The organism is Paenibacillus sp. JT31N11, from assembly GCF_056269285.1.
On sequence record NZ_JBWDNQ010000012.1, the window covers coordinates 185,817 to 207,706 of the forward strand.

The window sequence follows — 21,890 nt, forward strand, 5'->3', positions numbered from 1 at the left end:
AGGAGGAGTAGGCGTTCATGAAAAGGGAAACCGCCGGCGACAAGCTGTTCCTATCCATTAATGCTATTATCATGTTCCTGGTCATGATCATCGTGCTTTATCCGCTGATCTATATTGTCAGAGCATCCATCAGCGACCCCATGCATGTGAACAACGGCCAAATGTGGCTGCTTCCGAAGGGGATCACGTTCGAGGGCTATGAGCGGGTGTTCCGCAATATGGAAATCTGGATCGGATACCGCAACACCATTTTTTACACGGCGGCCGGAACCGCAATCAATCTCCTGCTCACCATTCCATGCGCCTATGCTTTATCCCGCAGGGATCTGGTCGGACGCAATATCTTCATGGCTCTCTTTGTATTCACGATGTTTTTCAGCGGGGGATTGATTCCGTTCTATCTGCTGGTGAAAAATCTCGGCATGGTGAATTCGCCTTGGGCCCTGCTGCTTCCCGGCGCGGTATCGGTGTGGAACATCATTATTACGCGGACCTTCTTTCAAAGCACGATTCCCCGCGAGCTGGAGGAAGCGGCGGAAATCGACGGCTGCTCGAATGTCACCCTGTTTATCCGCATCATTCTTCCATTGTCAGCGCCCATTATCGCGGTCATGGGATTATTCTACGGTGTTGCCCATTGGAACAGCTACTTTGGTGCGCTGATCTTCCTGTCCGACCGCGATTGGTTTCCGCTTCAGCTCATTCTGAGGGAAATTCTGATTATCAACCAGATGAGCGATTCGGCGATGATGGGAGGCGCCATGGCGGAAGCGCAGGCGGAGCAGGCGAGAGTCGCGGAAATCGTCAAATATGCGGTCATCATTATTTCCACGCTTCCCATTGTAGCCGCCTACCCGCTGCTTCAGCGGTATTTTGTCAAAGGCGTTATGATTGGCTCGATCAAAGGCTAAAGCGGTCTGATGCCTGGTCTGGAGAGGAGGCGATATAAGACATTTTGCCGGGCTTGTATCCCCCAGTTTGCCGGATGGACGTGCAGGTGGAAAGGCACTTATTTAATTAGGGGGGGAAGTACAATGCCAAGCAGAAAAGGGCTGCGTTTTCGTATGTTGACTATTTTTGTGATTATAGCTTTTATCGTATCGGCCTGCTCCAACGGTGGAGGCACTAACAACGGCAAGAGCGCTGATCGTCCATCCAATGCAGGCAGTACCAATAATAAGTCCGGAGAAGAAGCGGCAAGTGGACCGATTACGATGACGATGATGGGCTTTAAGCATCCCATCCAGGGGCCATGGGAGGAAATGACCTTCTTCAAGGAAATGGAGAAGAAAACGAATATCAAATTCACCTTCGATACGCCTCCTGCGGAAGGCTTCGATGAGAAGAAGAATCTGGCTTTCGCAAGCGGCGAAGTGCCTGACGTATTCTTCGGCGCCAATCTGACCTCCGGCGAGGAAGTGAAGTACGGCGCGCAGGGAGTATTGATCCCGCTGGAAGACCTGATTGAGGAGCATGCGCCAAATATTAAGGCCATGTTCGAGGAAATGCCCGAGGTGAAGCAGTCGATCACCGCTCCGGACGGACATATTTATGCGCTGCCTAATATCAACATGGCACCGATCGCCGTAACCTCCACCATTTGGGTGAATGGGGACTGGATGAAGAGTCTGAATATAACCGATCTGCCGCAGACCACCGACGATTTGTATACGCTGCTTAAGAACTTCAAGGACAATGATGCCAACAAGAATGGTGCTGCAGACGAAATTCCACTGGGAAGCCACGATAAAGCGAAGGAATTTCGTTCGGGTATTCTGCCTTCCTTTGGCGTGCTGGCAAGAGAAGCGGTGGTGGACGATGCCGGGAAAGTCAGCTTCGGCGCGCTCTCGGATGGGTACAAGGCGTATCTGGCCTTCATGAACAGGCTGTGGAAGGATAAGTTGCTCGATACGGCCACCTTCACCGAAGGTTTTACGGAAATGAGCGCCAAGGGCAAAGCGGATAAGCTCGGCATGTTCCTGCATGCGGGTCCCTTCCTGGCCTATAATGTCGTCAAACCGGAAGACAATCTGAAGTACCCTGTGCTTCCCGTATTAACCAGTCCCGAGAACAGTACCAAGATGACGCCGATCGGAACGGGAATTACACGGGGGGTATTCGCTATCACCAGTAAGAACGCGGACCCTGTGCGCACGATTAAATGGGCGGATTACCTGTATTCGCTGGAAGGCAGCCTCTTTATTCATTATGGACCCGAGGGCGACCTGTGGGAATTTGCCGACAAGGAGAAGGGACTTCGTCGCTACATCACGCCGGCTAACGGGATGAACAGCGAAGAATACCGTGGGACGTTAACGCCGGATGTCGGTACGGCCACGCCCAAATGGGTCCGCCCCGAGGTCGAACAAGGCTGGGACGATGTCGGACACCAGCACCGGATCAAGGAAACTGCTGAGAAGATGACGCCATATGCGAAGGTTCCGTTCCCGCTCGTGTATTTGACGGCGGAAGAGCAGGATCAGGTCGATGCGATCTTCACCGATATGAAGACCTACATGGACTCCATGGAAGCCAAATTTATTACCGGCCAGGAGCCGCTGAGCAATTGGGGCAAATTCACGGACACCCTGAACAAAATGGATGTGGAATCCTACATCCGGATTCACCAGGCTGCATTTGATCGCTGGAAGGCGGCGAAATAAGCGAGGCGTGTCGGGGCGGAAGCAGGGCTCTTCCCTCTCCCTGCCCCATCACACAAGAAAGAGACAGGAGAGAAAACACATATGGACAAACAGACAAAAGGAATTGAAAAAATACATGTGGTTTCCCAGACGCACTGGGACCGGGAATGGTATCAGGATTTTCAAGGCTTCAGAGCCCGGCTTGTTTATATGATTGACGAGCTGCTGGATCATATGGAGAACGACCCGGATTATAAATACTACACGATGGACGGCCAGACGATTGTCCTGGATGATTATCTGGAAATCCGTCCCGAGAATCGCGGACGGCTTGGAGCGCTGATCCGGAGCGGGAGAATTGCGATCGGTCCCTGGTATGTCATGCCCGATGAATTTCTCGTCAGCGGGGAATCGCTGATTCGCAATCTGCAGAAGGGCATGCAGCAATCCCGCTCGTGGGGCGCGGAACCGATGCTGTCCGGCTTCATCGTGGACATATTCGGCCACAACAGCCAGATGCCGCAAATTTTGCAGGGCTTCGGCATAGATAATGCCGTACTGTTCCGGGGCTTTGAAGGCAATGCGGATCCCTCCGAGATTTGGTGGGAGGGCGCAGACGGCAGCCGCGTGTTGGGCCTGAAGCTGGATGAGGACCGCGCCTACAGCGACTTTTATTTCAGCGTGCGCTGGCCGTTCTTTGACCGGAATAATGCCTACGGCGAGCATAAGGAGGAATTAATCAGGCGCGTTAATGAGTGGATTGCTTTCAAGAACAAGCGTACGACGACTACGATCGGCATCGGCATGGATGGGGTCGATCATGTGGAGATTGAGCCGAAGCTGAGCTGGCTGATCAAGACCCTTAATGCTTCGGATCAAATCGATGTGGAGCTTGTCCACTCTACTCTTGAACGGTATCTGCAGGAGCTGCGCGGGAAGCTGGGCGAGCTGCGTGTGTATAAGGGCGAGCAGAAGGCGCTGGGTTTAAACGGATTAAACAACTGGGTACCGGAGAATACACTGTCCTCCCGCATTCATCTTAAGCAGCATAACCAGCATTGCGAGAACTTGCTTGAGAAATGGACGGAGCCCCTGGGTGTGATGGCTTCCCTGGAAGGCCGCCCCTATTCGAAGGGCTTTATCGATAAGGCTTGGGAGCATATACTGCAGAACCATCCCCATGATTCCATTTGCGGCTGCTCCATCGACCAGGTTCACAGGGATATGATGTACCGTTTTGATCAATCCCGCCTGATCAGCGAACAGATGATCAAGGAGCAAACGAGCTTTATCGTCGATCACCTGAACTGCGCGGATTTGAACGGCAATCAGGCCTTTACAGTGTTTAATCCATCACAGTTCCCGGTGGAGGGGGTGATTGAAGCGGAGCTTCCGCTGCCGGCTGGAACGGATGCTGCCGTAGGAATGAGGGCGCTGGACGGCACTTCCTTCCGCATATTCGATCATGCGCACAAGGAGGTTCCTTACCAGCTGCTCGGCATCCGGACGGACAGCATGAGCAGATACAGACCGTATCGCGAGCTGCCGCGCGGGGAGGTTGTGGACCGGCTTCGGATTGCATTGCCCGCAGATCTGCCGGCAATGGGTTATTCCACCTTCACCCTGGAGAAATATACGATTGAGAATCACGCTCCTCTTGAATACAGCGCACCAAAGCTGGTCGGCCCGGTCCGGTTCCCCGGCACCATGCAGACCGGCGAGAACCGATGGAATAACGGCCGGGTCATAGTTGAGGTTGGAGCGGGCGGAACGATCGATGTGACGGATCTGGGTTCCGGCCATGTCTATAAGGGGCTGCTGCTGTTTGAGGATGAGGCGGATATTGGCGATGGCTGGAGCCATATTCCTCCAGTCGGCAATGCCAAGGTTCGCTCGACCGGTCTTGAGGCGGTTGTCACGACAGAGCATGACGGACCCTATCAGGCAACAATTCGGTTACAAATGAGCCTGAAGCTGCCCAAGAGCATCAATGCACAGGAAACCGCCAGAAGCGGGGAGCTTATCGATGTTCCGGTGACGACCTATATCGATTTGAGGAAGAACGATCCCGTTGTTTATTTCCGCACCGAGATCATCAACAACGCCCGGGATCACCGCCTGAAGCTGCTGTTTCCGTCTGGTCTTGACACGGATCATTACTTTACCAGCACACCGTTTGATCTGGTGAGGAGGGAGATCAGCGTCCCCGATCAATCTCATTATTTGCGCAAGCCGTATGAGGTCGTGCCTCATAACGGTATTGTTGCCCTATACGAGCTGGGGAGGGGGCTGGCCGTTTACAGCAAAGGCATGTATGAGGTGATCGTACGGGACAACGCTCAGCGTACGATTGCCTTGACGTTGTACCGCAGCACCTATAAGGAAGTATTGAGCGACGGCAGCGATGGGGGCCAGCTGCTGGGACCGCTGACGTTTCAATACGCCCTCAGCTTCATCAGCACGGATAAGCCTGTGGAACCGCGCCTGTGGAGGGAGCATCAGCAGTTTATTACCGGCATTAAAACCGCACACCGCAAGCAATCCAAGCTCTATAAGGAGACACCGCACAGCAGGGAAGCGAGCCTGCCCTTGCGCAAATCCTATCTTTCTCTGGAGTCGGCAGGGCTGATCATCAGTGCTTATAAGCTGGCAGCCAGCGGAAACGGTTATATTGTCCGGTTGTACAACAGCCGCAGCGAAGCGGTAGAAGGTGTGCTGACCTTCGCTCAGCCGTTGACTTCCGCAGTGATTGTCAATCTGGACGAGGCGGAGCAGGAAGTACTGCCGTTCGAGAAGAACCGCGTGAAGCTCCTGGCACTGCCAAAGCAAATCATCACCCTGCACGTAACCTTCGCAGGGTGAAACCGCGGCGTGTGGGCGGATGGTCAGATTGGCGGTGAAGCAGAGTGGCCTCCGCCTGTAATCAATAATAAAACCTGAATGGGAGAGTGATGAGATTATGGGTTTACGTGTCAGATGGAAAGGGTTAAGTATCATGCTGCTGGTTGCTGCTTTGACGATGGGGACGGTGTCCGGTTCGGCACTGGCTGCACCGGATGCAGCTAATGCGAAGGCTGGCAGTGAACACAAGGATGACAAAGGCGATAAGGATAAGAAAGGGAAGGCCTTGGTCGTTTTTGATATGAAGGAATTCCTTGATACTCTGCCAAATTCGCAGACCGCCTATGATTATTTCAAGCTGGCGACTGCGCTGCAGGGACTCGTCAACCGGAAAGCCTCTGATTTGTATTATTTGTATGAATCGAATTACGTGGCCAAGGCGGAAGGGATGGACAGCGATCAGTTCTGGCTGGATGAGCTGCGCAAGAAGAAAGGCTTCCTGGCTTCAAGAACGATCAAAACCCCTCAAGCCTTCTCCGAGGTGCTGGATTATTTTACATCCGCCTACAACGGCGTGGTAGTCTGGGATTCCAATGTCCCGGCTACGGCCAATGTGGCCTCTACCGCTGCAGGGGTGAAGAGCTGGCTGCCGGTTCGCTACGATCTGTCGGCTGGGAGCGCCTATACGGAGCTCGTCGTGAAACGGAAGCTTCCGGTGAAATTAAATCTGGTAGGCAAATTCACCGGGCAGGGAACGATTCCGGATACCAGTCTCGCTTCCTCGGGCAGCGCTAAGAACGATGCCTACCTTTGGGCAAAAGCCAAATATCTGGATACCGGACTGACTAATCCGCAGCTTATGACTTATGCGCTCGATGGGGTCTCCTGGGAATTTGATCAGACCAAAGAACTGAGCGCCCGGCTTGTCTCGCTGACGATTCCGAAGAGGATGAAAGCGGGGGAGAAAGCGGAAGTCTCTTTTACGCTCCAAAACAACGGAACCGCTGCCTGGGCTTACAGCAGCAATGACCGATTGGGGACGACAAGCGACAAGGCCAACCAGTTTCAGTGGGAGGATCTGAACGGCGGCTTCTCGCAAAGTCCTGCCGATCAACGGATCTTCATGGATTCGGGGGAGACGGTAGAGCCGGGAGCGGAAAGGACGTTCACCTTTACAATCGTAGCTCCGGCAGCCGCGGGCACTTATACGTTAAGCGCGGGGATGGTGCGTGACGGCGTTTCTTTCTTCGGCGGCAGCATGGTCAGGAAGATAGAGGTGACGACCGAAGAAGTGGAAATCCAGCCTCCCGTTCCGGAAGCAGGCTCCGGATCGGATTATGTGTATCCCGATCTGTTCAACTCGTTCCTGCCTAACGCGGATTACTATATTGCCAATAAAGCGTTCTTCTTCGATTTGAGCCCGGATGAGCTGTCTCTTCCCAATGACGACCGGAATCAGCCGATGGGCACCGACCATCGTACACTGGTCGAGCTGCTTCGCTCGCAGAACCGGCAGGCCGGGAAGAATATCATCACCATCGGCGGGTTTGTCCCCTGGTGGATCAAATATACGAAGCATGCCGACTCGCAGGCAAGACTTGAGCCCGTTCAAGCGGAATGGAAATATGCCGATGAGATTTCCAGATACAATGCGCAGAAGGATGCCGATGCCTTCGGCCTGGTCGGGCTGTCCAACGCCTCGCTGCTCCAGCATGTTCCGCTTGATAAGAAGCTCAAACAGAAGAACGATAAAGGCAAGAGTACGGTGGGCCAGTATGATCCCGATAAGAAATATATCACGTTCTATATGGGCGATTATGATTCCGGCGCCTGGACATCGGGGGCTCTGCCGGCGCTCTGGAACGACCCGAAGCGGGGAGAGCTGCCGCTGGCCTGGGCGCCTGTTCCGGGCTTGTCGGATCGGGTGCCTCAGGTATTCAATTACCTGTACGATACGATGACGGCCAACGATTATTTTGTAGCGGGCGATAATGGCGCAGGCTATTTGAATCCCATGATGCTGCTGAAAGAGAATCGTCCCGACGGGCTTCCGGATTTCCTGGAAGTGTGGGAGAAATACAACAAAGCGTATTATAACCGCTTCGATCTGGATATTACGGGTTTCCTGATCAGCGGCAACAGCGGATATGTGCCGCTGAAGGTACAGGAGGCCTACAGCCGATTCTCGCCGATGGGCGTCGGCAATAACGCCGGCTTCGAGCAGCCTGTCGTGAATGGCACGCCGTTTGCACAGGTACTGGATTTGTCTAATGAGCCGGATGCGGCTGCATATGGAGAAATATTAGCCGACCGATTGGGCAAAAACCAGCAGTTTCAGATGTTCCGCAACATTTTGTTCAAGCCCACGACCATTGTGGACGGGGTGAATTATGTGAAGGAGCATTATCCCGATCTGGACTTCGAGGTCGTTGATCCTTATACGTACTTCCGTTTCTATAAGGAATCCGAGTCCTGGAACCAGGGTATTAAAATCTACTCCTCATTCAAAGCGTCAGCGATTCAGGCCGATGGCGTCGCTCAGCCGGGTGAGTGGGAGGGTGCCGAAGAAATCATGGTAAGCAGGGAGTCCGGGGATGTAAAGCAGTACGGCAATGTTTGGGGCGAGCCCGGCAGCCTTCAGGCCAATTACCGGATCAAATGGGATGACCAGAATCTGTATGTATTGGAGCAGCGGCAGGATGAGCGTTTTCAATTTACGGAAACGGGCAATAAAATGTACCTTTCCGATGCCTCGATGCTGTTTCTGAACCTGAACGGCCGGAAGGTCGGAAGCGCCTATCAGGATGGCGATTATGCGCTGATGTTTACGGCAGGCGGCCCTGACGGGCAGCCGCATATGTTCATGAGGGAAGGCCATGACAGCGGCGTGACGGAAGCTCCGTTCACTGCGGGCACCATCGCATCGGCAGTCGACGGCGGCCAGTTCACTGTGGAGCTCGCGATTCCTTGGAGCGCGCTGCAGACGGTACCTTTTTCTCCTGAGCTGGGGAAAAGCATTGGCATGTCTGTCCTGGCTACGCACGGACCGGATTCGTGGGGACAAATTATGTGGGTGGGTAACGGGGACGACCAGTCAAAGTGGGCCGACTTAAAATTCCAATAATATAGGGAATACCGGGAGATCTTACAGTCTCCCGGTATTGCTATGGAATGAACAAGCGAAAGGGGTGAAAGGAATGGCTTCAAAGAAAACGTATCACTTTATTTCACATACGCACTGGGACCGGGAATGGTATTTGCCATTCGAACGCTTCCGTTACCGGCTGGTCAACCTGATTGACCGCCTGCTGGATTTGCTTGATCGCGATCCGGCGTTTCATTATTTTCATCTGGATGGACAGACGATTGTATTGGAGGATTATTATGCGCTCAGGCCGGGCAACCGGGAACGGCTTGAAGCCCATATCCGGCAAGGCAGGATATTGGTCGGCCCCTGGTATCAGCAGAATGATCTGTTTCTCACAAGCGGAGAATCGACAATCCGGAATCTGATGACGGGCATTGCGCAGTCCCGGCATCTTGGAGGAGAGATGAAGGTTGGGTATCTACCCGATCATTTCGGGCTGATTGGGCAGATGCCGCAGATTTTCCGTGAGGTCGGACTTGATAATTGCGTATTCGGCCGCAGCTATGATATCGCCGGACATCGCCTGCCTTTCTTTCATTGGCAGGCTCCAGACGGGTCGACGGTGGATGGATTGCTGCTGTATTACTGGTACAACAGCGCCCAACGGCTGCCCGCAGAGAAAGAACAGCTGGCGAGCGTGTTTGCTGGCATGCGCGAACGCGAGGAAGCCGTTAATCCGTCCGGGCATTATCCGATGATGAACGGCGTGGATCATTTGGAGGCCCAGTATGATCTGTCCTGCGTGCTTGCAAGCCTTCGTGAGCTAACGCCTGAAGATATCGAGGTGGTCCACAGCACACTTCCAGAATATGTGCAGGGTGTGCAGGGTTATATGCGGGAGCAGAGGGGAGGTATTCTGGAGACGGTGCAGGGTGAGCTGCGGGAAGCCTTCGAATACAGTATTCTGGCGGGCACTCTATCAAGCCGTATCTATCTGAAGCAGGCGAATGCCCATTGTCATGATCTGGTGGAGAAGTGGATCGAGCCTTTGTCGGTCTTCTGCCGGATGCTAGATCTGGATTCCTATGAACATGAAACGATTGATTATTATTGGAAGCTGTATATGGAGAATCATCCCCATGACAGCATATGCGGGTGCAGCCAGGACAGCGTTCATGATCATATGATGGATCGCTTCAAGCGCCTGGAGGAGCTCGCCGGTGAAATCATAGATCGGAAGATGAACGTAATTGCCAGGCAAATTAAGGGAGACGGCTGCAGCTTGGATGACCAGAAGCTGGTTGTGTTCAATACCTCCCAGCTATCCTCCAAAGCTGTACAGCGCACGGCGGTTTATTTTCTGGAGGAGGATCAGGTGACTGAATTCACGATAGAAGACGAGGATGGCAGAGTGGTTCCTTACAGAATTGTCTCCGAACAGCTCAGCCGCAAGCAGGTGATCAGTCCTGTTAATCTGCCGGGCGTTCTAAGGGTAAGGCGTTTTGACATTGAGTGGCAGCCGCTCGTACCTTCACTTGGCTATGCTGCCTATCATGTGCATCCCAACCGGCAGGGAGCCGTCATCCGCGATCTCTCCCATTCCTTGCCGAATCTCACGCAGCCTGCTGCCCCTGCTCGGCCTCCGGTGATGGAGAATGAGTGCTTAAAGGTGGAGCTGCAGCCCGACGGATCGTTCCATCTATACGATAAGCGGACGGGCGGCAGCTATTACAATCAAGGGCGTTTCCAGGATGCGGGCGACGCCGGAGATCTATATGTTTTCAAGAACGTTGACGGAGATGTGCCTGCCATTTGGGAGCATGCCGTCACCTTTTCGGGCTGGACTCAAAATGAGCTTTATCAGGAATGTGTCTACACTTTTACCTGGGAGCTGCCGGAGTGCCTGGATGCATCGCAGATGAAGCGCTCGGCTGACAAGCTTCCCTGCGAGTTCCGCATGACCCTCCGTCTTGATCATGGCGCTGCGTATATTCAGATGAAGATTGGGCTGGATAATCGGGTGAAGGACCATCGTCTGCGCTTGCTGTTCTCTGGGATGGGCGCGGCTGATTATGTGCTGGCTGGCGGTCAGTTCGATGCGGTGAGGCGGAAGTGGAACGCAGGCTGCGAATTTCAGCGCGACGCCAACTCCCAGCCTTTCTGGAAATGGCTGGCTCCAGTCTATGGGGAGGGCGGCTGCGCTATTTTTGCCAAGGGGCTCCATGAATATGAAATGATTGATGGAGGGGAGACCGCCGGAATTACCCTTCTAAGGGGCGTCGAGACGATCAATATGAGAGAGGCTATCGGGATGGAAGAGGATCTGCAGCCTAAGGGACAGTGTCTGGGCAGGACCGAGATTGAGCTTGCTATACGGCCTTTCTCATTGAAATCGGTCACATCGACCCAGCTCTATCAGGAGGCGGAGCTGTTTCACCAAGGGGTTAGGACAAAACTTCTGGCGGGAGACAGTGAGCGCTGGAACCGGGGCAGGGCTTGGGTGCAGGATACGGTGCACAAAGGACTGTTTGAGGAAAACGATCCGAATAGGCACAAGCCTTCCTTGCCGGTAAGCGGCAGCTTTCTGAAGATCCAGGGGGACGTGGTGGTTTCGGCGTTAAAGTGGTCAGTGGATCAGGAGGGTCCGGTGCTTCGCCTATATAACGTTGAGGAGTCGTCCTCGGCGGTTATCATTTCTTCCGGCGCTGTAAAGGATGTAGTGGAAATCACCAATCTGCTCGAGGAAACGCAAAGCACGATAACGGCGGAGTCCGGCCAATTCCAGACAGTGGCGTCAGCGAAAAAAATAATTACCTATCGTTTGCGGCAGCCTAAATGACCTTGCTATTTGCTGGCTCCTGCCTTATCATTGTTCTGCAAAGGAATATATTGGAAGGTGGCTGCCGGTGTGAGAAGAATTGCTGCGATTTTACTGGCTTCAGCACTCGTCATTGGTTTATCTATAGGTTCAACGGGAACGGCAGAAGCAAAAACAACAGCCAAAACGTTCAAAAATTGTACGGAAATGAACAAGACTTACAAAGGCGGCATTGCCCGTACGTCCTCGGTTAAGAATAAAGGCGGCAAAACGAAAAACAAGCCGTTTGTTTCGAAGGAGCTGTACGACGCCAACAAGAAAAGCGACCGGGATAAAGACCTTATTGCTTGCGAGAAATAGCCGGGAAGCCGCGGCCCGACCGTGAATGAATAACAAAAGCCCTGTTCCGGGAGGAACGGGCTTTTGTTATTCATTATGCAGTATATCTTAGGTACGCTGTATGGCGCGATCATGAACGGTGGTTCTGTTTCTTCCAGGTAGCTTGAGCCTAATGATTGCCTGTTGACATTAATCGCCGAATAAACGCCAACAACAGCACAGCAAAAAGAGCAGCCGCTTTCGTGGCTGCTCCCGCTCCGGCATATTATTACAGCAAATCGTTGTTACCCGCCGCTTTGCTGCTTGCGCAGATATTCTGCGTATTCGACCGTAAACTCCTGCGCATGCCTGAAATCTTCGGACAGGAGAGAGAGGGCTGATGTGACGTCCGCCTTCGCTGTCTCTATCAAAGCGATCATCCCGGGCTTGCGGGGAATGTGAAACCGCGTATGGTCGTGATGCACAATGGTGACGAGGGTGCCAAGCGCTTCCCCGTCCTGAGTATGAATGGAGCTCCACATCCAGCGCTGCTGGTCCGTTTCCTCCGCATTGCCCCATTCTCTGGAGATGTCGAATTCACCCGGGAGTCTGGGCTCAGGCCGGATTCCGGCTTCCTTGAACTGTTTGTGGACAGGGAGATAAAGCAGGTTCAAATACGTTCCGTATGCCATATCGCCCGCCTCGTTATAGGCTTTGAGCAATTGCTCCGCATTGTTCCTGAGCACGGCCTGCCAGTTTCCGTCGATATATTCCACAATATGCTGCGCGATCGCATCGATGCGGTTCCCCCTGGATTCCTGAAGAATTTCTTTAAGCGGCTTCGCCTGTGTCATGGTTTATCCCCTTTCAAATCTCTTCATTCTGTGATGGAGCGGCATTCTGCTCAAGACGATCAGCTACCTGAAGCAGCAGTCTGGCTGCCTCCTGGAGATTGTCGAGTGTGTAACTCCCTCCTGCTTCATTGGCCCAGTCCGCATGCCGCTGCTCCACATAAGCGAGTGCCTCACGTCCTCTCTGCGTGATCTCCATCAGCTTGGAGCGGCGGTGATGCGGATTCTCGTGATACATAATGTGACCGTCGCGTTCCAGCGTATCAGCGGTTTGCTGCACACTCTGGCGTGATAATCCCATGATGCGGGCAACGTGAGCGACTGGAGCCGGGCCATGCTCGACAACGCCGAGCACCTGCCAGCGGGCACTTGTGAGACCAACGGGCTGCGTAATGCGGTCCCCTGCCTCGAGCAGAAGACCGTTCACCCGGAATACGGCTAGAACAAGTTCAGTGAATGTTTCTCCATGTGGGCTTAGATTGTTCATGTGACAGTAGTATGACGAATTGACAGGGTATTGTCAAATGGATTGTAGTGATTTAATTATGGAGACCGGAGGGCTTATTCCCCTCCAGGACTCTTTCTTCATATCCTTGAACAAGTAAGCTGCAACTGATTGAACAATGAATGGTTTGGGGTACATATAGAGGTTAGTGGGTTAAGCTGTAAAAGTTTCCAAATTCATGAGGAGGAGTCACATGAAAAAGCATATTGAAGCGGATGTTGTCATTATTGGCGGAGGAACAGGAGGATGCGCCGCCGCGCTGGGAGCAGCGAGATCGGGGCGATCGGTTGTCATGACCGAGGTCTGGGACTGGATTGGCGGGCAGCTGACCAGTCAGGTGGTGCCGCCGGATGAGCCCCGCTGGATTGAGCAGTTTGGCTGCACGGCCAGCTACCGGTCCTATCGGAATGCGGTGCGGGACTATTACCGCAGAAACTTCCCGCTGACGGAGCAGGCCAGGTCCCGGGCGGCCTTCAACCCGGGGAATGCATGGGTCAGCAGGCTGTCCCATGAGCCGCGCACAGCGCTTGCTGTGCTGAGAGATATGCTGGCGCCTTATGTGCACAGCGGACGGCTGCAGATTTGGACCGGCTACGAGCCTGTGAAAGCCGAATCGGATGGGGACGATATCGTCTCGGTGACCGTACGCGGCAGGGAAGGGGACCATCTGGTTTTGACAGGCCGTTATTTTCTCGATGCAACGGAGGAAGGGGACCTGCTGCCGCTCGCCGGCGTGGAATACGTGACAGGAGCGGAATCGGCAGACGAAACAGTAGAGGCCCATGCGCTCTCAGGTCCGGCAAACCCGCAGGATATTCAGGCGTTTACGCATTGTTTGGCACTCGACTATGCAGAGGGGGAAGATTACACGATCGCAAGGCCCAGAGAATATGACTTCTGGAGAAATTATCAGGCAGATTTCTGGCCAGCTCCGCAGCTGGGCTGGACGGTTCCTTCGCCATCCACGCTTGAGCCTGTAACCTATGTGCTTATGCCAGGCGAGGGTGCGAACCCCTTGTTCACCTACCGCAGACTGGCAGACCTTAGCAATTTTCTGCCGGGGACCTATCCGGCGGACATCAGTGTGGTCAACTGGCCGCAAAACGACTACTGGCTGGGCGCCATTACCGACGTTTCTCCTGAAGAAAGACACCGCCATCTGGAAAGTGCCAAGCAGCTCAGCCTTTCTTTTCTGTATTGGATGCAGAAGGAAGCGCCCCGCCCTGACGGAGGGATTGGTTATCCCGGCCTGCGGCCGCGTCCTGATGTCACCGGTGCAGCGCATGGTCTGGCCCAGGCGCCGTATATCCGGGAAGGACGCCGTATTCGCGCCGAATTTACCATTCTGGAGCAGCATGTCAGTCCGGAAAACCACTCCGACGGAAAAGCGGAGAATTTTAGCGATACCGTCGGCATCGGAAGCTACCGGATCGATCTGCATCCCAGCACCGCGCTGCGGACATTTATCGATATCCCCTCGCTGCCGTTCCAGATTCCGCTGGGCGCGCTCATTCCGGTCCGGGTCAATAATTTGATCCCGGCTGCCAAAAATATCGGTACAACCCACATCACCAACGGCTGCTACCGTCTGCATCCGGTGGAGTGGAATATTGGAGAAGCGGCGGGCATGCTGGCAGCCTACTGCGCAGAGAAAAATATAAAGCCCCGCGAAGTGAGAAACACGCCGGACCTGCTGGCAAATTTCCAGACCCGCCTGCGCAATAACGGGTTTGAGCTGGAATGGCCGGTTATTGGAGCGGTCTGATCGGATCAGGCGGAAGCTAATGGATCGAATACAAAAAAAGCAGGCCGCAACGTTGCCGTTGCTGGGCCTGCCTTATTTTTGAAATAGCAGTTATAAGGTTCTCTCATGGATCTAGAAAAGCAGCTCGTCCGGATTTGGACCGAAACGGCTGTTCTTGTTCAAGCCTTCCAAGGCCTGGACGTCCTCTGCCGAGAGGGTAAAGTCAAACACATTGGCATTCTCCCGGATACGTTCCTCGCGGACGGATTTGGGAATGGTGACAACGCCTTGCTGGAGATCCCAGCGCAAAATAATTTGTGCCGGCGTTTTATTATATTTACTGGCCAGATCCGTGATCAGCGGAAGATCCAGATTGCCCTGCATCAGCGGACTCCATGCTTCGAGCTGGATCTGATTCTGTCTGCAGTAGGTCAGCAGCTCCCGTTGGCTAAGCAGGGGATGGAACTCCACCTGATTGACCGCCGGAACGGTATCGCTGTCCTGCCTGAGGCTCTCCAGATGATGAACTTGGAAATTGCTTACCCCGATAGCGCGGATATATCCATCCTTATGCAGCTTCTCAAAAGCCTTCCACGTTTCCTTATACTTGTCTTTCCCGGGCCAGTGAATGAGGTACAGGTCCAGATATTCCAGATCAAGCTTCCGGCGGCTTTCTTCAAATGCGCGCAGCGTGGCTTCGTAGCCCTGATCCGAATTGGCCAGCTTGGTGGTCACGAACAGCTCTTCCCGCGGTACGCCGCTTTGCTTGATTGCAGCGCCGACACCCGCTTCGTTCCTGTAGCCCGCCGCGGTATCAATGGAGCGGTAGCCTGCTTCGATGGCGTATTGTACGGCATGAATGACCTGCTCACCTTCTTCAACCTGCCATACACCAATTCCTAGCCATGGCATATGTACACCATTGTTCAGCACTGTTGTGTCCGTGATTTGTTGAATACTCATGAATCATTCCTCCCATACAATTAAAATACACCTTCCATTATAAACCTTATTCATCATATTTGTCTTCGTCGATTCTGCTGATGTGATCCACGATGAGCTCAGCCTCGGTTTCAAAATTCAGATGCAACGGGGCCGGCAGCAGTTCTAGAATATGCCGAACCGCCGGTAATTCCAGAAGCTCCTCCAAGGTTTGCGGCTGTTGATCCAGACCGTGAAACCACTCGCGGACAGCATCAATGAACAGGTAAAAGGAGGCTTCAAACTGATCGGCAGCTTCTTCTGCACCCTCATTCCCGGATCCGGACATGGCTTTCCAGTATCGTAAAGCGTTTTCCAGAGTCTGCTTCATTTTTGTCGTCATCCTGTAGTCTCCGTGATCGCAGTATCCGAAGGTTCACGGTTGACCTGGACCATCCAGCCGAAGGGATCGGGTAATTGGCCATTTTGAATGCCGGTTAAAGCATCGTACAGCCTGGCTGACAGCTCGCCGGTCCGGCTGCCGTGGATTACGAGCTTATTGTCATTCCAGTTAAGCTCCCCGATTGGCGAAATAACGGCTGCCGTGCCCGTTCCGAACGCTTCCTCCAGATGATCGCCGGCCTCGTACAACTCCTCGATCGATATTTTCCTCTCTTCGACCGGGATCCCCCAATGCTTCAGGAGCTGGATAATGGAGCTGCGCGTAATGCCGTCCAAAATACTTCCGTTTAACGCCGGTGTAAGAATAGTCCCGTTGATTTTGAAAAATACGTTCATACTGCCAACCTCTTCGATATAGGTCCGGTGAACGCCGTCGAGCCATAACACCTGGGAGTAGCCGTTTTCCTTGGCGGATACCTGGGCTTTCAAACCTGATGCATAATTGCCGGCGGTCTTGGCTTCGCCGAGTCCGCCCTTCACGGCGCGGACATACTCCGATTCCACATGAATCCTGACTGGATTAATGCCCTCCGGGTAGTAGGAGCCGACTGGCGACATGATAATGATAAACTGATAATGCGCGGAAGGGTCTACGCCCAGAGCAGCCTGAGTGGCGATGACAAAAGGCCGGATATAAAGCGAGGTTCCGGGCTCTGAAGGAACCCAGTCCTGATCCGCCGCGACCAGCTGCTGCAGGGCGTCAAGCGCAGCCTCCTCGTCAAGCGGCGGAATCCCCAGACGCCCGGCGGAAATGTTCAGGCGTTGCAAATTCTTCTGCGGTCTGAACAGCAGGATCCGCCCGTCTCCGGTCTTGTAGGCTTTTAATCCTTCGAAAATCGTTTGCCCGTAGTGGAAGACCTTTGCCGCAGGGTCTATGGACAGCGGCTGATAAGGCACAATTCGCGGCTGATGCCAGCCTTTCTCCAACGTATAGTCCATGATAAACATATGATCGGTAAAATGGACGCCGAATCCCAGCTGCCGCTGATCCGGTTTATCCTTCTTCATAGTCGTCCGCTGGATCTCCATCGGTTGAATCATATTCATCTCTCCTTAGATGTAAAGCGCATTAATCCTCTAATTGAATGCTATCATCTCATGATATATATTAAAAATATCTATTTTATTGATTTATCATACCTTATCGGTATATATGGGGTGAAATCATGGATATTCGCCAGCTGAGGTATTTTCTAAGCATCGCCAGAGAAGGGCAGGTTACACGCGCGGCCAGGCAGCTGAACATGGAACAGCCTCCGCTGAGCCGGCAGCTCAAGCTGATCGAGGAAGAACTGGGTGTACGATTGTTCGACCGGAGCGGCAAGCGTTTAAAGCTGACTGAGGCCGGCAAGCTGCTTCAGGAGAAGGGCGAGCTGCTGCTGAATCAGTTCGAGGAAGCGGTCAGGGAAGTAAAGGAAACCGGGGAAGGCATAAGAGGACTTCTCTCTATCGGCTCGGTCGTGTCCTGTATTTCACTCCTGCCGCCGCGCATCCAGTCGTTCCGGGACAAGTATCCGCAGATAACCTTCAAGATTCTGGAAGGGGACCATGCTTATTTGGGGGAACAGCTGGAGAAGCGGGCTATTGAGCTGGTTGTGGCCCGGCTGCCTTTCGAGGCGCTGCACGACCCCAGGCGGTACGACGTGCTTCCGCTGCCCTCCGACCCGTTCGTTGTTGTAATTCCAGGCTCATGGACGGCCTATTCGGAAGAGGAATCCATTCATATGGCGGATTTGGCGGACTTTCCATATCTGACCTTGAAGACGGATCAAACGACATGGATGCATGAGCAGGTAATGAATGAATGTCTCCGTCACGGCTTCGCGCCGGACATTATTTGTGAATGCTCCAGTGTGGCCATTATAATGTCGCTCATTGCCGAAGGGATCGGCGCCACCATTTTTCCTAAATCGGTCATGTCTTCCTTCCCGTCGGATGTTGTACGGATGCTGGAGATCAACGACGCGGACTTTCAGTCCGAGGTGGGTGTAGTCTGGATGAAGGACCGCTATTTATCGGCGGGCGCCCGCCATTTTATCGACAGCTTTCGGAATGGGAGCTGACTGGTGATTCCAAAAGTACGTCGTCTGAGGGAGATGGGCTGGGTATCGGGAGTTCGTAAGCTGTCGTCGGAGCCTCTTGTCATTCAGTGAATGAAGCGCAAGCTATGGGAAATTAATCGCATTCTTCCTGCCGGTTTAAGGAAAAGTTAAGAACTGCATAACCATAACCTTAAGATCGCTCCGGTAAAATGTCCTTAAAAGCAAGAGATGGGGGCGATGAAGGAATGGAGTTTATTTTCAGAAGAATTCGTTTCAAATTCTTGTATGTCGGAGCAGCCAGCGCTCTGATGAGCGGGATACTGCTCTATTTGGGATACCGCATAGCCGCTTTTTTTTATCATGCGGGTCTGCAATACGATGCGCCCTATGTGAAACTGTTCAATTGGATCATTAATCATATCGGGGCGTACCCGACTGCTTTGCTTGCCGGAAGCCTGTTGTTTCTGTTGTTCTTTTATTGGCGCTCAGGCAAAATTCGTTCCGATTTGGCGGAGCTTTGCCAGCTCTATGCAGCCGGCGGGGATAAACCTGCAGCCGCAGATGAAGACGGTAAAATGGATGAGTTAACCGAAATCCGCATACTGCCCATGCATCACGCGAAGGAGCTGCATTAAGCCGGTGGATATGCATTTGCGGCGGCTGCATCAATGGCGGGCAATGGTAAACCAGATTTCCCGCAGCTTTGCCAAGCGGCGGCGGCGGTATTTTGTTTTTGATTTATGCATCCTTGGCATCGTCGTCATGCTCCTCGGTTATCTGGGCATGACGATGACAGGCGGATATATTTTGCGGAGCCAATCGGAGCGTTTGCTGGCGGTGACAACGAGCGTGATCACGGACCGCAGCGGCGCTCCTGTCAAGAAACTCATCTCCCCGGGGCACGGCAACCGCCTGGCAGCAGCGGGCGACGAAATTCCTCTCCTCCTGCAGCAGGCCTTTCTCGCAACCGAGGACCGCCGCTTCTATAAGCATGGCAGTTTGGACTGGATCGGTATTGCCAGAGCGGTGCGCGTCAATCTGGCATCGGGAGGAATCGAACAGGGCGGTAGCAGCTTGACGCAGCAGCTGGCCAGAACCGTATTTCTCACTACAGATCAGACGCTCTCGCGCAAATTTCTGGAGACGGCGATTGCCGGAGCGCTGGAGAAGGCATACTCCAAGCAGCAATTGCTGACGCTCTATCTCAATCATGTCTATCTGGGCAGGCAGCAGTACGGGGTGAAGGCTGCGGCAGAGCGGTATTTCGGCACTGCCGATCTGCGCAAGCTGAAGCTGTGGCAGATTGCTTCGCTAGCCGCCATTCCGAAAGGTCCTTCGGTTTACAATCCCGTTGATGACGCCATGCGGAACAAGGAACGGCGGGCTGTAGTGCTCACTCTGATGCATGAGCAGGGGTATATCGGCAAGGCTCAGATGCTGGAGGCAAAGAGCGTCGAATATGTGCCTCCTGAATCAGCTGCGCCGGAGCGTACTTATGCCGCCTATACCGACTATGCGCTTCAGGAAGCGGAAGCTGTAACGGGCTTGACCAGGGAGAAGCTGATGACAGGGGGCTACACCATTGTAACGGGACTGGATCCGGGCTATCAGCAGGCTGCGGAAGAGGCTTTCCGGCAGGATCGTTATTTTCCGAAGGATGGAGCGACGCAGCAGGTGCAGGGGGCGGCTGTTATCCTGGATAACAGCACGGGGGAAATAAGGGCGCTTGCCGGAGGGCGGGATTATAGGCAGGGCGGTCTCAACCGCGCGGTGAATATTTCCCGTCAGCCCGGCTCGGCCATCAAGCCGATACTGGTTTATGGGCCTGCTCTGCAATCCGGCGAATTCCGTCCGCAGACCAGACTGCAGGATAAGCCTGTTGCTTACGGCAGCTATAAGCCAGCGAACCTTAGCGGCCGTTATCTGGGCTCGGTGACGATGGAGCAGGCAATGGAGCAATCGATTAATGCCCCGGCGGTTTGGCTGCTCAATCAGGTAGGGCTACCGGCGGCAGCTGCGTTTGCGGAGAATCTGGGCATCCGCCTGGGGAATCAGGACCGCAATCTGGCTGCCGCTCTGGGCGGCTTTCATGACGGGGTGTCGCCGCTTGCCATGGCCCAGGCTTACAGCGCATTTGCCAATAACGGCAATTTCAACGAAGCGCATGCTGTCAAGCTGATCAAGGATGCTAAGGGTTATACGGTCTATGCCACTCCACTGCTGAACAAGCAGGTCATGACTCGTCAGACGGCGGCCGATATGACCCGGCTGCTGACAGAAGTGGTCGATCATGGCACGGGGCGGAAGGCGAAGCTCGGAAGCTGGACAGCCGGCAAGACCGGAACCACCCAGTTGGATATTGACGGCGTAACGGGACAAGCCAACCGTGATTTGTGGTTTGTCGGCTACACCTCCAAACTGACGGCTTCCATATGGATGGGCTTCGATACCAGCAGCAGGGATAATTATATGACGGCTGGCAGCGGGACGGTTGCCGCCATGTTCGCAGCTATAATGAAGCAATGCCAATAAAGCACCGCGCGCAGTTCCCAGCGCGCGGTGTGGCGCTGCATGACGGCGGTCGACCACATGAGCGTTCGAATCCGTCCTGCCCTGCTCCAGGGACAGGACTTTTTTTTATTTCTGTTCGCCGCGGCCCTCGGCATGAAGCACGCAGTTTTCGTGCCCTGCTCTTTTATGCTAGAGTAAGGAAAGAACGTCTGGCCATGATCCTTATCCTTTCCCGATGCGGAGGTTTATTCGAAAAATGAGCATTCGTGTTCTAATGAACGGCAGGGAACTGCGGGTTGAACATGTTACGACAGACAAGCAGCAGCATCGCACAGGCAGTATTACCACACGGCATCGGCATCCCGTATTTCATTTCATGTATATTACGGAGGGCGAAGGCAGCTTTGCGGTGGATGACCGGCGCAGTAAAGCGGAACCGGGGCTGCTTTATATTATAAATCCCAATGAATGGCATGAATTTCAAGGCGGCGAGGCAAGGCCGCTCTCCAATCTGGAATGCACCTTTCTCGTCCTCGATGGTGAGGGACAGCCATTTGAGGCCAATTTTTTGGACTGGATTTCGGAGAAAAGAGGCTCGGCGCTGCCGGACTCGATGAGAGACGGGCCGGTTCCGGTGCCGCCGCTTTTGCAGCCATTCCTGCTGGAGGGCTTTCACCGGCTGCTTGAGCCTTCGATGAACTATGTTACACCCGAGCATTTGTCGCTGATGGTGATGGATCTGATGCTGCGGACGGAGGAAACGCTCTGGCGCATTGCCAGGCTCGATATGGAAAGCGCGCGATCCGGTGCGGAGACCGTTGCGGTATTGAAGCATTATATGAAAGCCCACATGAAGGAGCATATCACGCTGGAAGAGCTGTCTCATTTGGCGCATTGGACGCCTAATTATCTCTGCCGGATATTTAAGGAGCATACCGGAGAGACTCCCATGACTTATTTGCAGCGGACACGCATGGCCGAAGCCGAGAAGCTGCTGTTATATACCGATTTGCCTGTGTATGCCATTGCCGAGATGCTGGGTTACGAGGATGCTTCCTATTTTGCCCGTGTTTTCCGGCAGCAGCATGGCAGGGCTCCGACGAACTATAGGATAATATAGTCCGCATATGCGGGTAGATTTTACCTT

At 53.7% G+C, this 21,890-nt stretch carries 16 protein-coding genes; 11 read left to right on the top strand and 5 right to left on the bottom strand.

What is annotated here, in order from left to right:
* The first annotated feature begins 17 nt into the window (after window positions 1-17).
* The 6 genes from AC0YNV_RS30555 to AC0YNV_RS30580 all read left to right on the top strand — a co-directional run bounded on the left by AC0YNV_RS30555 (window position 18) and on the right by AC0YNV_RS30580 (window position 11,749).
* On the top strand, window positions 18-911 hold the full coding sequence (locus tag AC0YNV_RS30555; RefSeq protein ID WP_475771399.1) for a carbohydrate ABC transporter permease: 894 nt from the start codon (window positions 18-20) through the stop codon (window positions 909-911).
* A gap of 123 nt (window positions 912-1,034) precedes the next feature.
* Window positions 1,035-2,663: an extracellular solute-binding protein gene (locus tag AC0YNV_RS30560; RefSeq protein WP_475771400.1), complete on the top strand. Its 1,629-nt coding sequence runs from the start codon at window positions 1,035-1,037 to the stop codon at window positions 2,661-2,663.
* Between the two features lie 81 nt (window positions 2,664-2,744).
* Entirely contained in the window at window positions 2,745-5,504 is a 2,760-nt protein-coding gene (locus tag AC0YNV_RS30565; RefSeq protein ID WP_475771401.1) for an alpha-mannosidase, read from the top strand.
* Between the two features lie 97 nt (window positions 5,505-5,601).
* Window positions 5,602-8,607, top strand: a complete 3,006-nt coding sequence (locus tag AC0YNV_RS30570; RefSeq protein ID WP_475771402.1) for a sugar-binding protein — start codon at window positions 5,602-5,604, stop codon at window positions 8,605-8,607.
* Window positions 8,608-8,680: 73 nt separating this feature from the next.
* Window positions 8,681-11,410 carry a glycoside hydrolase family 38 N-terminal domain-containing protein gene (locus AC0YNV_RS30575; RefSeq protein WP_475771403.1) on the top strand — a complete coding sequence of 910 codons (2,730 nt, stop codon included), beginning with the start codon at window positions 8,681-8,683 and terminating at the stop codon, window positions 11,408-11,410.
* A 69-nt stretch (window positions 11,411-11,479) separates the two neighbouring features.
* On the top strand, window positions 11,480-11,749 hold the full coding sequence (locus AC0YNV_RS30580; RefSeq protein WP_475771404.1) for an excalibur calcium-binding domain-containing protein: 270 nt from the start codon (window positions 11,480-11,482) through the stop codon (window positions 11,747-11,749).
* 263 nt (window positions 11,750-12,012) lie between these two features.
* On the opposite strand, the gene AC0YNV_RS30585 is transcribed toward AC0YNV_RS30580, so the two are convergent.
* Window positions 12,013-12,561 carry a DUF6022 family protein gene (locus tag AC0YNV_RS30585; RefSeq protein ID WP_475771405.1) on the bottom strand — a complete coding sequence of 183 codons (549 nt, stop codon included), beginning with the start codon at window positions 12,559-12,561 and terminating at the stop codon, window positions 12,013-12,015.
* Window positions 12,562-12,574: 13 nt separating this feature from the next.
* Window positions 12,575-12,985, bottom strand: a complete 411-nt coding sequence (locus AC0YNV_RS30590; RefSeq protein ID WP_475771406.1) for a MarR family winged helix-turn-helix transcriptional regulator — start codon at window positions 12,983-12,985, stop codon at window positions 12,575-12,577.
* 271 nt (window positions 12,986-13,256) lie between these two features.
* Between AC0YNV_RS30590 and AC0YNV_RS30595 the strand changes: the two genes are divergently transcribed.
* On the top strand, window positions 13,257-14,828 hold the full coding sequence (locus AC0YNV_RS30595) for an FAD-dependent oxidoreductase (RefSeq protein WP_475771407.1): 1,572 nt from the start codon (window positions 13,257-13,259) through the stop codon (window positions 14,826-14,828).
* Window positions 14,829-14,939: 111 nt separating this feature from the next.
* Here the strand turns inward: AC0YNV_RS30595 and AC0YNV_RS30600 are convergent, their stop codons facing one another.
* From AC0YNV_RS30600 to AC0YNV_RS30610, 3 genes are read right to left on the bottom strand one after another with little or no spacing between them, the layout of a single operon-like run.
* On the bottom strand, window positions 14,940-15,770 hold the full coding sequence (locus tag AC0YNV_RS30600; RefSeq protein WP_210044920.1) for an aldo/keto reductase: 831 nt from the start codon (window positions 15,768-15,770) through the stop codon (window positions 14,940-14,942).
* A 46-nt stretch (window positions 15,771-15,816) separates the two neighbouring features.
* Window positions 15,817-16,131 (bottom strand): hypothetical protein, encoded by a 315-nt coding sequence (locus AC0YNV_RS30605; RefSeq protein WP_475771408.1) that lies wholly within the window; start codon window positions 16,129-16,131, stop codon window positions 15,817-15,819.
* A complete protein-coding gene (locus tag AC0YNV_RS30610; protein WP_475771409.1) occupies window positions 16,128-17,231 on the bottom strand; it encodes a branched-chain amino acid aminotransferase in 1,104 nt (367 codons plus the stop codon). The genes AC0YNV_RS30605 and AC0YNV_RS30610 overlap by 4 nt, the downstream gene beginning before the upstream one ends.
* 125 nt (window positions 17,232-17,356) lie before the next feature.
* On the opposite strand from AC0YNV_RS30610, the gene AC0YNV_RS30615 reads away from it, so the two are divergent.
* The 4 genes from AC0YNV_RS30615 (at window position 17,357) to AC0YNV_RS30630 (ending at window position 21,863) form a co-directional block, all read left to right on the top strand.
* On the top strand, window positions 17,357-18,253 hold the full coding sequence (locus tag AC0YNV_RS30615) for a LysR family transcriptional regulator (RefSeq protein WP_475771410.1): 897 nt from the start codon (window positions 17,357-17,359) through the stop codon (window positions 18,251-18,253).
* 224 nt (window positions 18,254-18,477) lie between these two features.
* Window positions 18,478-18,867, top strand: coding sequence for a hypothetical protein (locus tag AC0YNV_RS30620; protein ID WP_475771411.1), 390 nt, complete (start codon window positions 18,478-18,480; stop codon window positions 18,865-18,867).
* 10 nt (window positions 18,868-18,877) lie between these two features.
* A complete protein-coding gene (locus tag AC0YNV_RS30625; RefSeq protein ID WP_475771428.1) occupies window positions 18,878-20,764 on the top strand; it encodes a transglycosylase domain-containing protein in 1,887 nt (628 codons plus the stop codon).
* Window positions 20,765-20,999: 235 nt separating this feature from the next.
* Window positions 21,000-21,863 carry a helix-turn-helix transcriptional regulator gene (locus tag AC0YNV_RS30630; RefSeq protein ID WP_475771412.1) on the top strand — a complete coding sequence of 288 codons (864 nt, stop codon included), beginning with the start codon at window positions 21,000-21,002 and terminating at the stop codon, window positions 21,861-21,863.
* Window positions 21,864-21,890 lie beyond the last annotated feature (27 nt).

Bases quoted from the DNA above. Each gene is read 5' to 3' on its own strand.
- AC0YNV_RS30555 (WP_475771399.1), top strand. From the start codon at position 18: ATGAAAAGGGAAACCGCCGGCGACAAGCTGTTCCTATCCATTAATGCT.
- AC0YNV_RS30560 (WP_475771400.1), top strand. From the start codon at position 1,035: ATGCCAAGCAGAAAAGGGCTGCGTTTTCGTATGTTGACTATTTTTGTG.
- AC0YNV_RS30565 (WP_475771401.1), top strand. From the start codon at position 2,745: ATGGACAAACAGACAAAAGGAATTGAAAAAATACATGTGGTTTCCCAG.
- AC0YNV_RS30570 (WP_475771402.1), top strand. From the start codon at position 5,602: ATGGGTTTACGTGTCAGATGGAAAGGGTTAAGTATCATGCTGCTGGTT.
- AC0YNV_RS30575 (WP_475771403.1), top strand. From the start codon at position 8,681: ATGGCTTCAAAGAAAACGTATCACTTTATTTCACATACGCACTGGGAC.
- AC0YNV_RS30585 (WP_475771405.1), bottom strand. From the start codon at position 12,561: ATGACACAGGCGAAGCCGCTTAAAGAAATTCTTCAGGAATCCAGGGGG.
- AC0YNV_RS30595 (WP_475771407.1), top strand. From the start codon at position 13,257: ATGAAAAAGCATATTGAAGCGGATGTTGTCATTATTGGCGGAGGAACA.
- AC0YNV_RS30600 (WP_210044920.1), bottom strand. From the start codon at position 15,770: ATGAGTATTCAACAAATCACGGACACAACAGTGCTGAACAATGGTGTA.
- AC0YNV_RS30605 (WP_475771408.1), bottom strand. From the start codon at position 16,131: ATGACGACAAAAATGAAGCAGACTCTGGAAAACGCTTTACGATACTGG.
- AC0YNV_RS30610 (WP_475771409.1), bottom strand. From the start codon at position 17,231: ATGATTCAACCGATGGAGATCCAGCGGACGACTATGAAGAAGGATAAA.
- AC0YNV_RS30615 (WP_475771410.1), top strand. From the start codon at position 17,357: ATGGATATTCGCCAGCTGAGGTATTTTCTAAGCATCGCCAGAGAAGGG.
- AC0YNV_RS30620 (WP_475771411.1), top strand. From the start codon at position 18,478: ATGGAGTTTATTTTCAGAAGAATTCGTTTCAAATTCTTGTATGTCGGA.
- AC0YNV_RS30625 (WP_475771428.1), top strand. From the start codon at position 18,878: ATGCATTTGCGGCGGCTGCATCAATGGCGGGCAATGGTAAACCAGATT.
- AC0YNV_RS30630 (WP_475771412.1), top strand. From the start codon at position 21,000: ATGAGCATTCGTGTTCTAATGAACGGCAGGGAACTGCGGGTTGAACAT.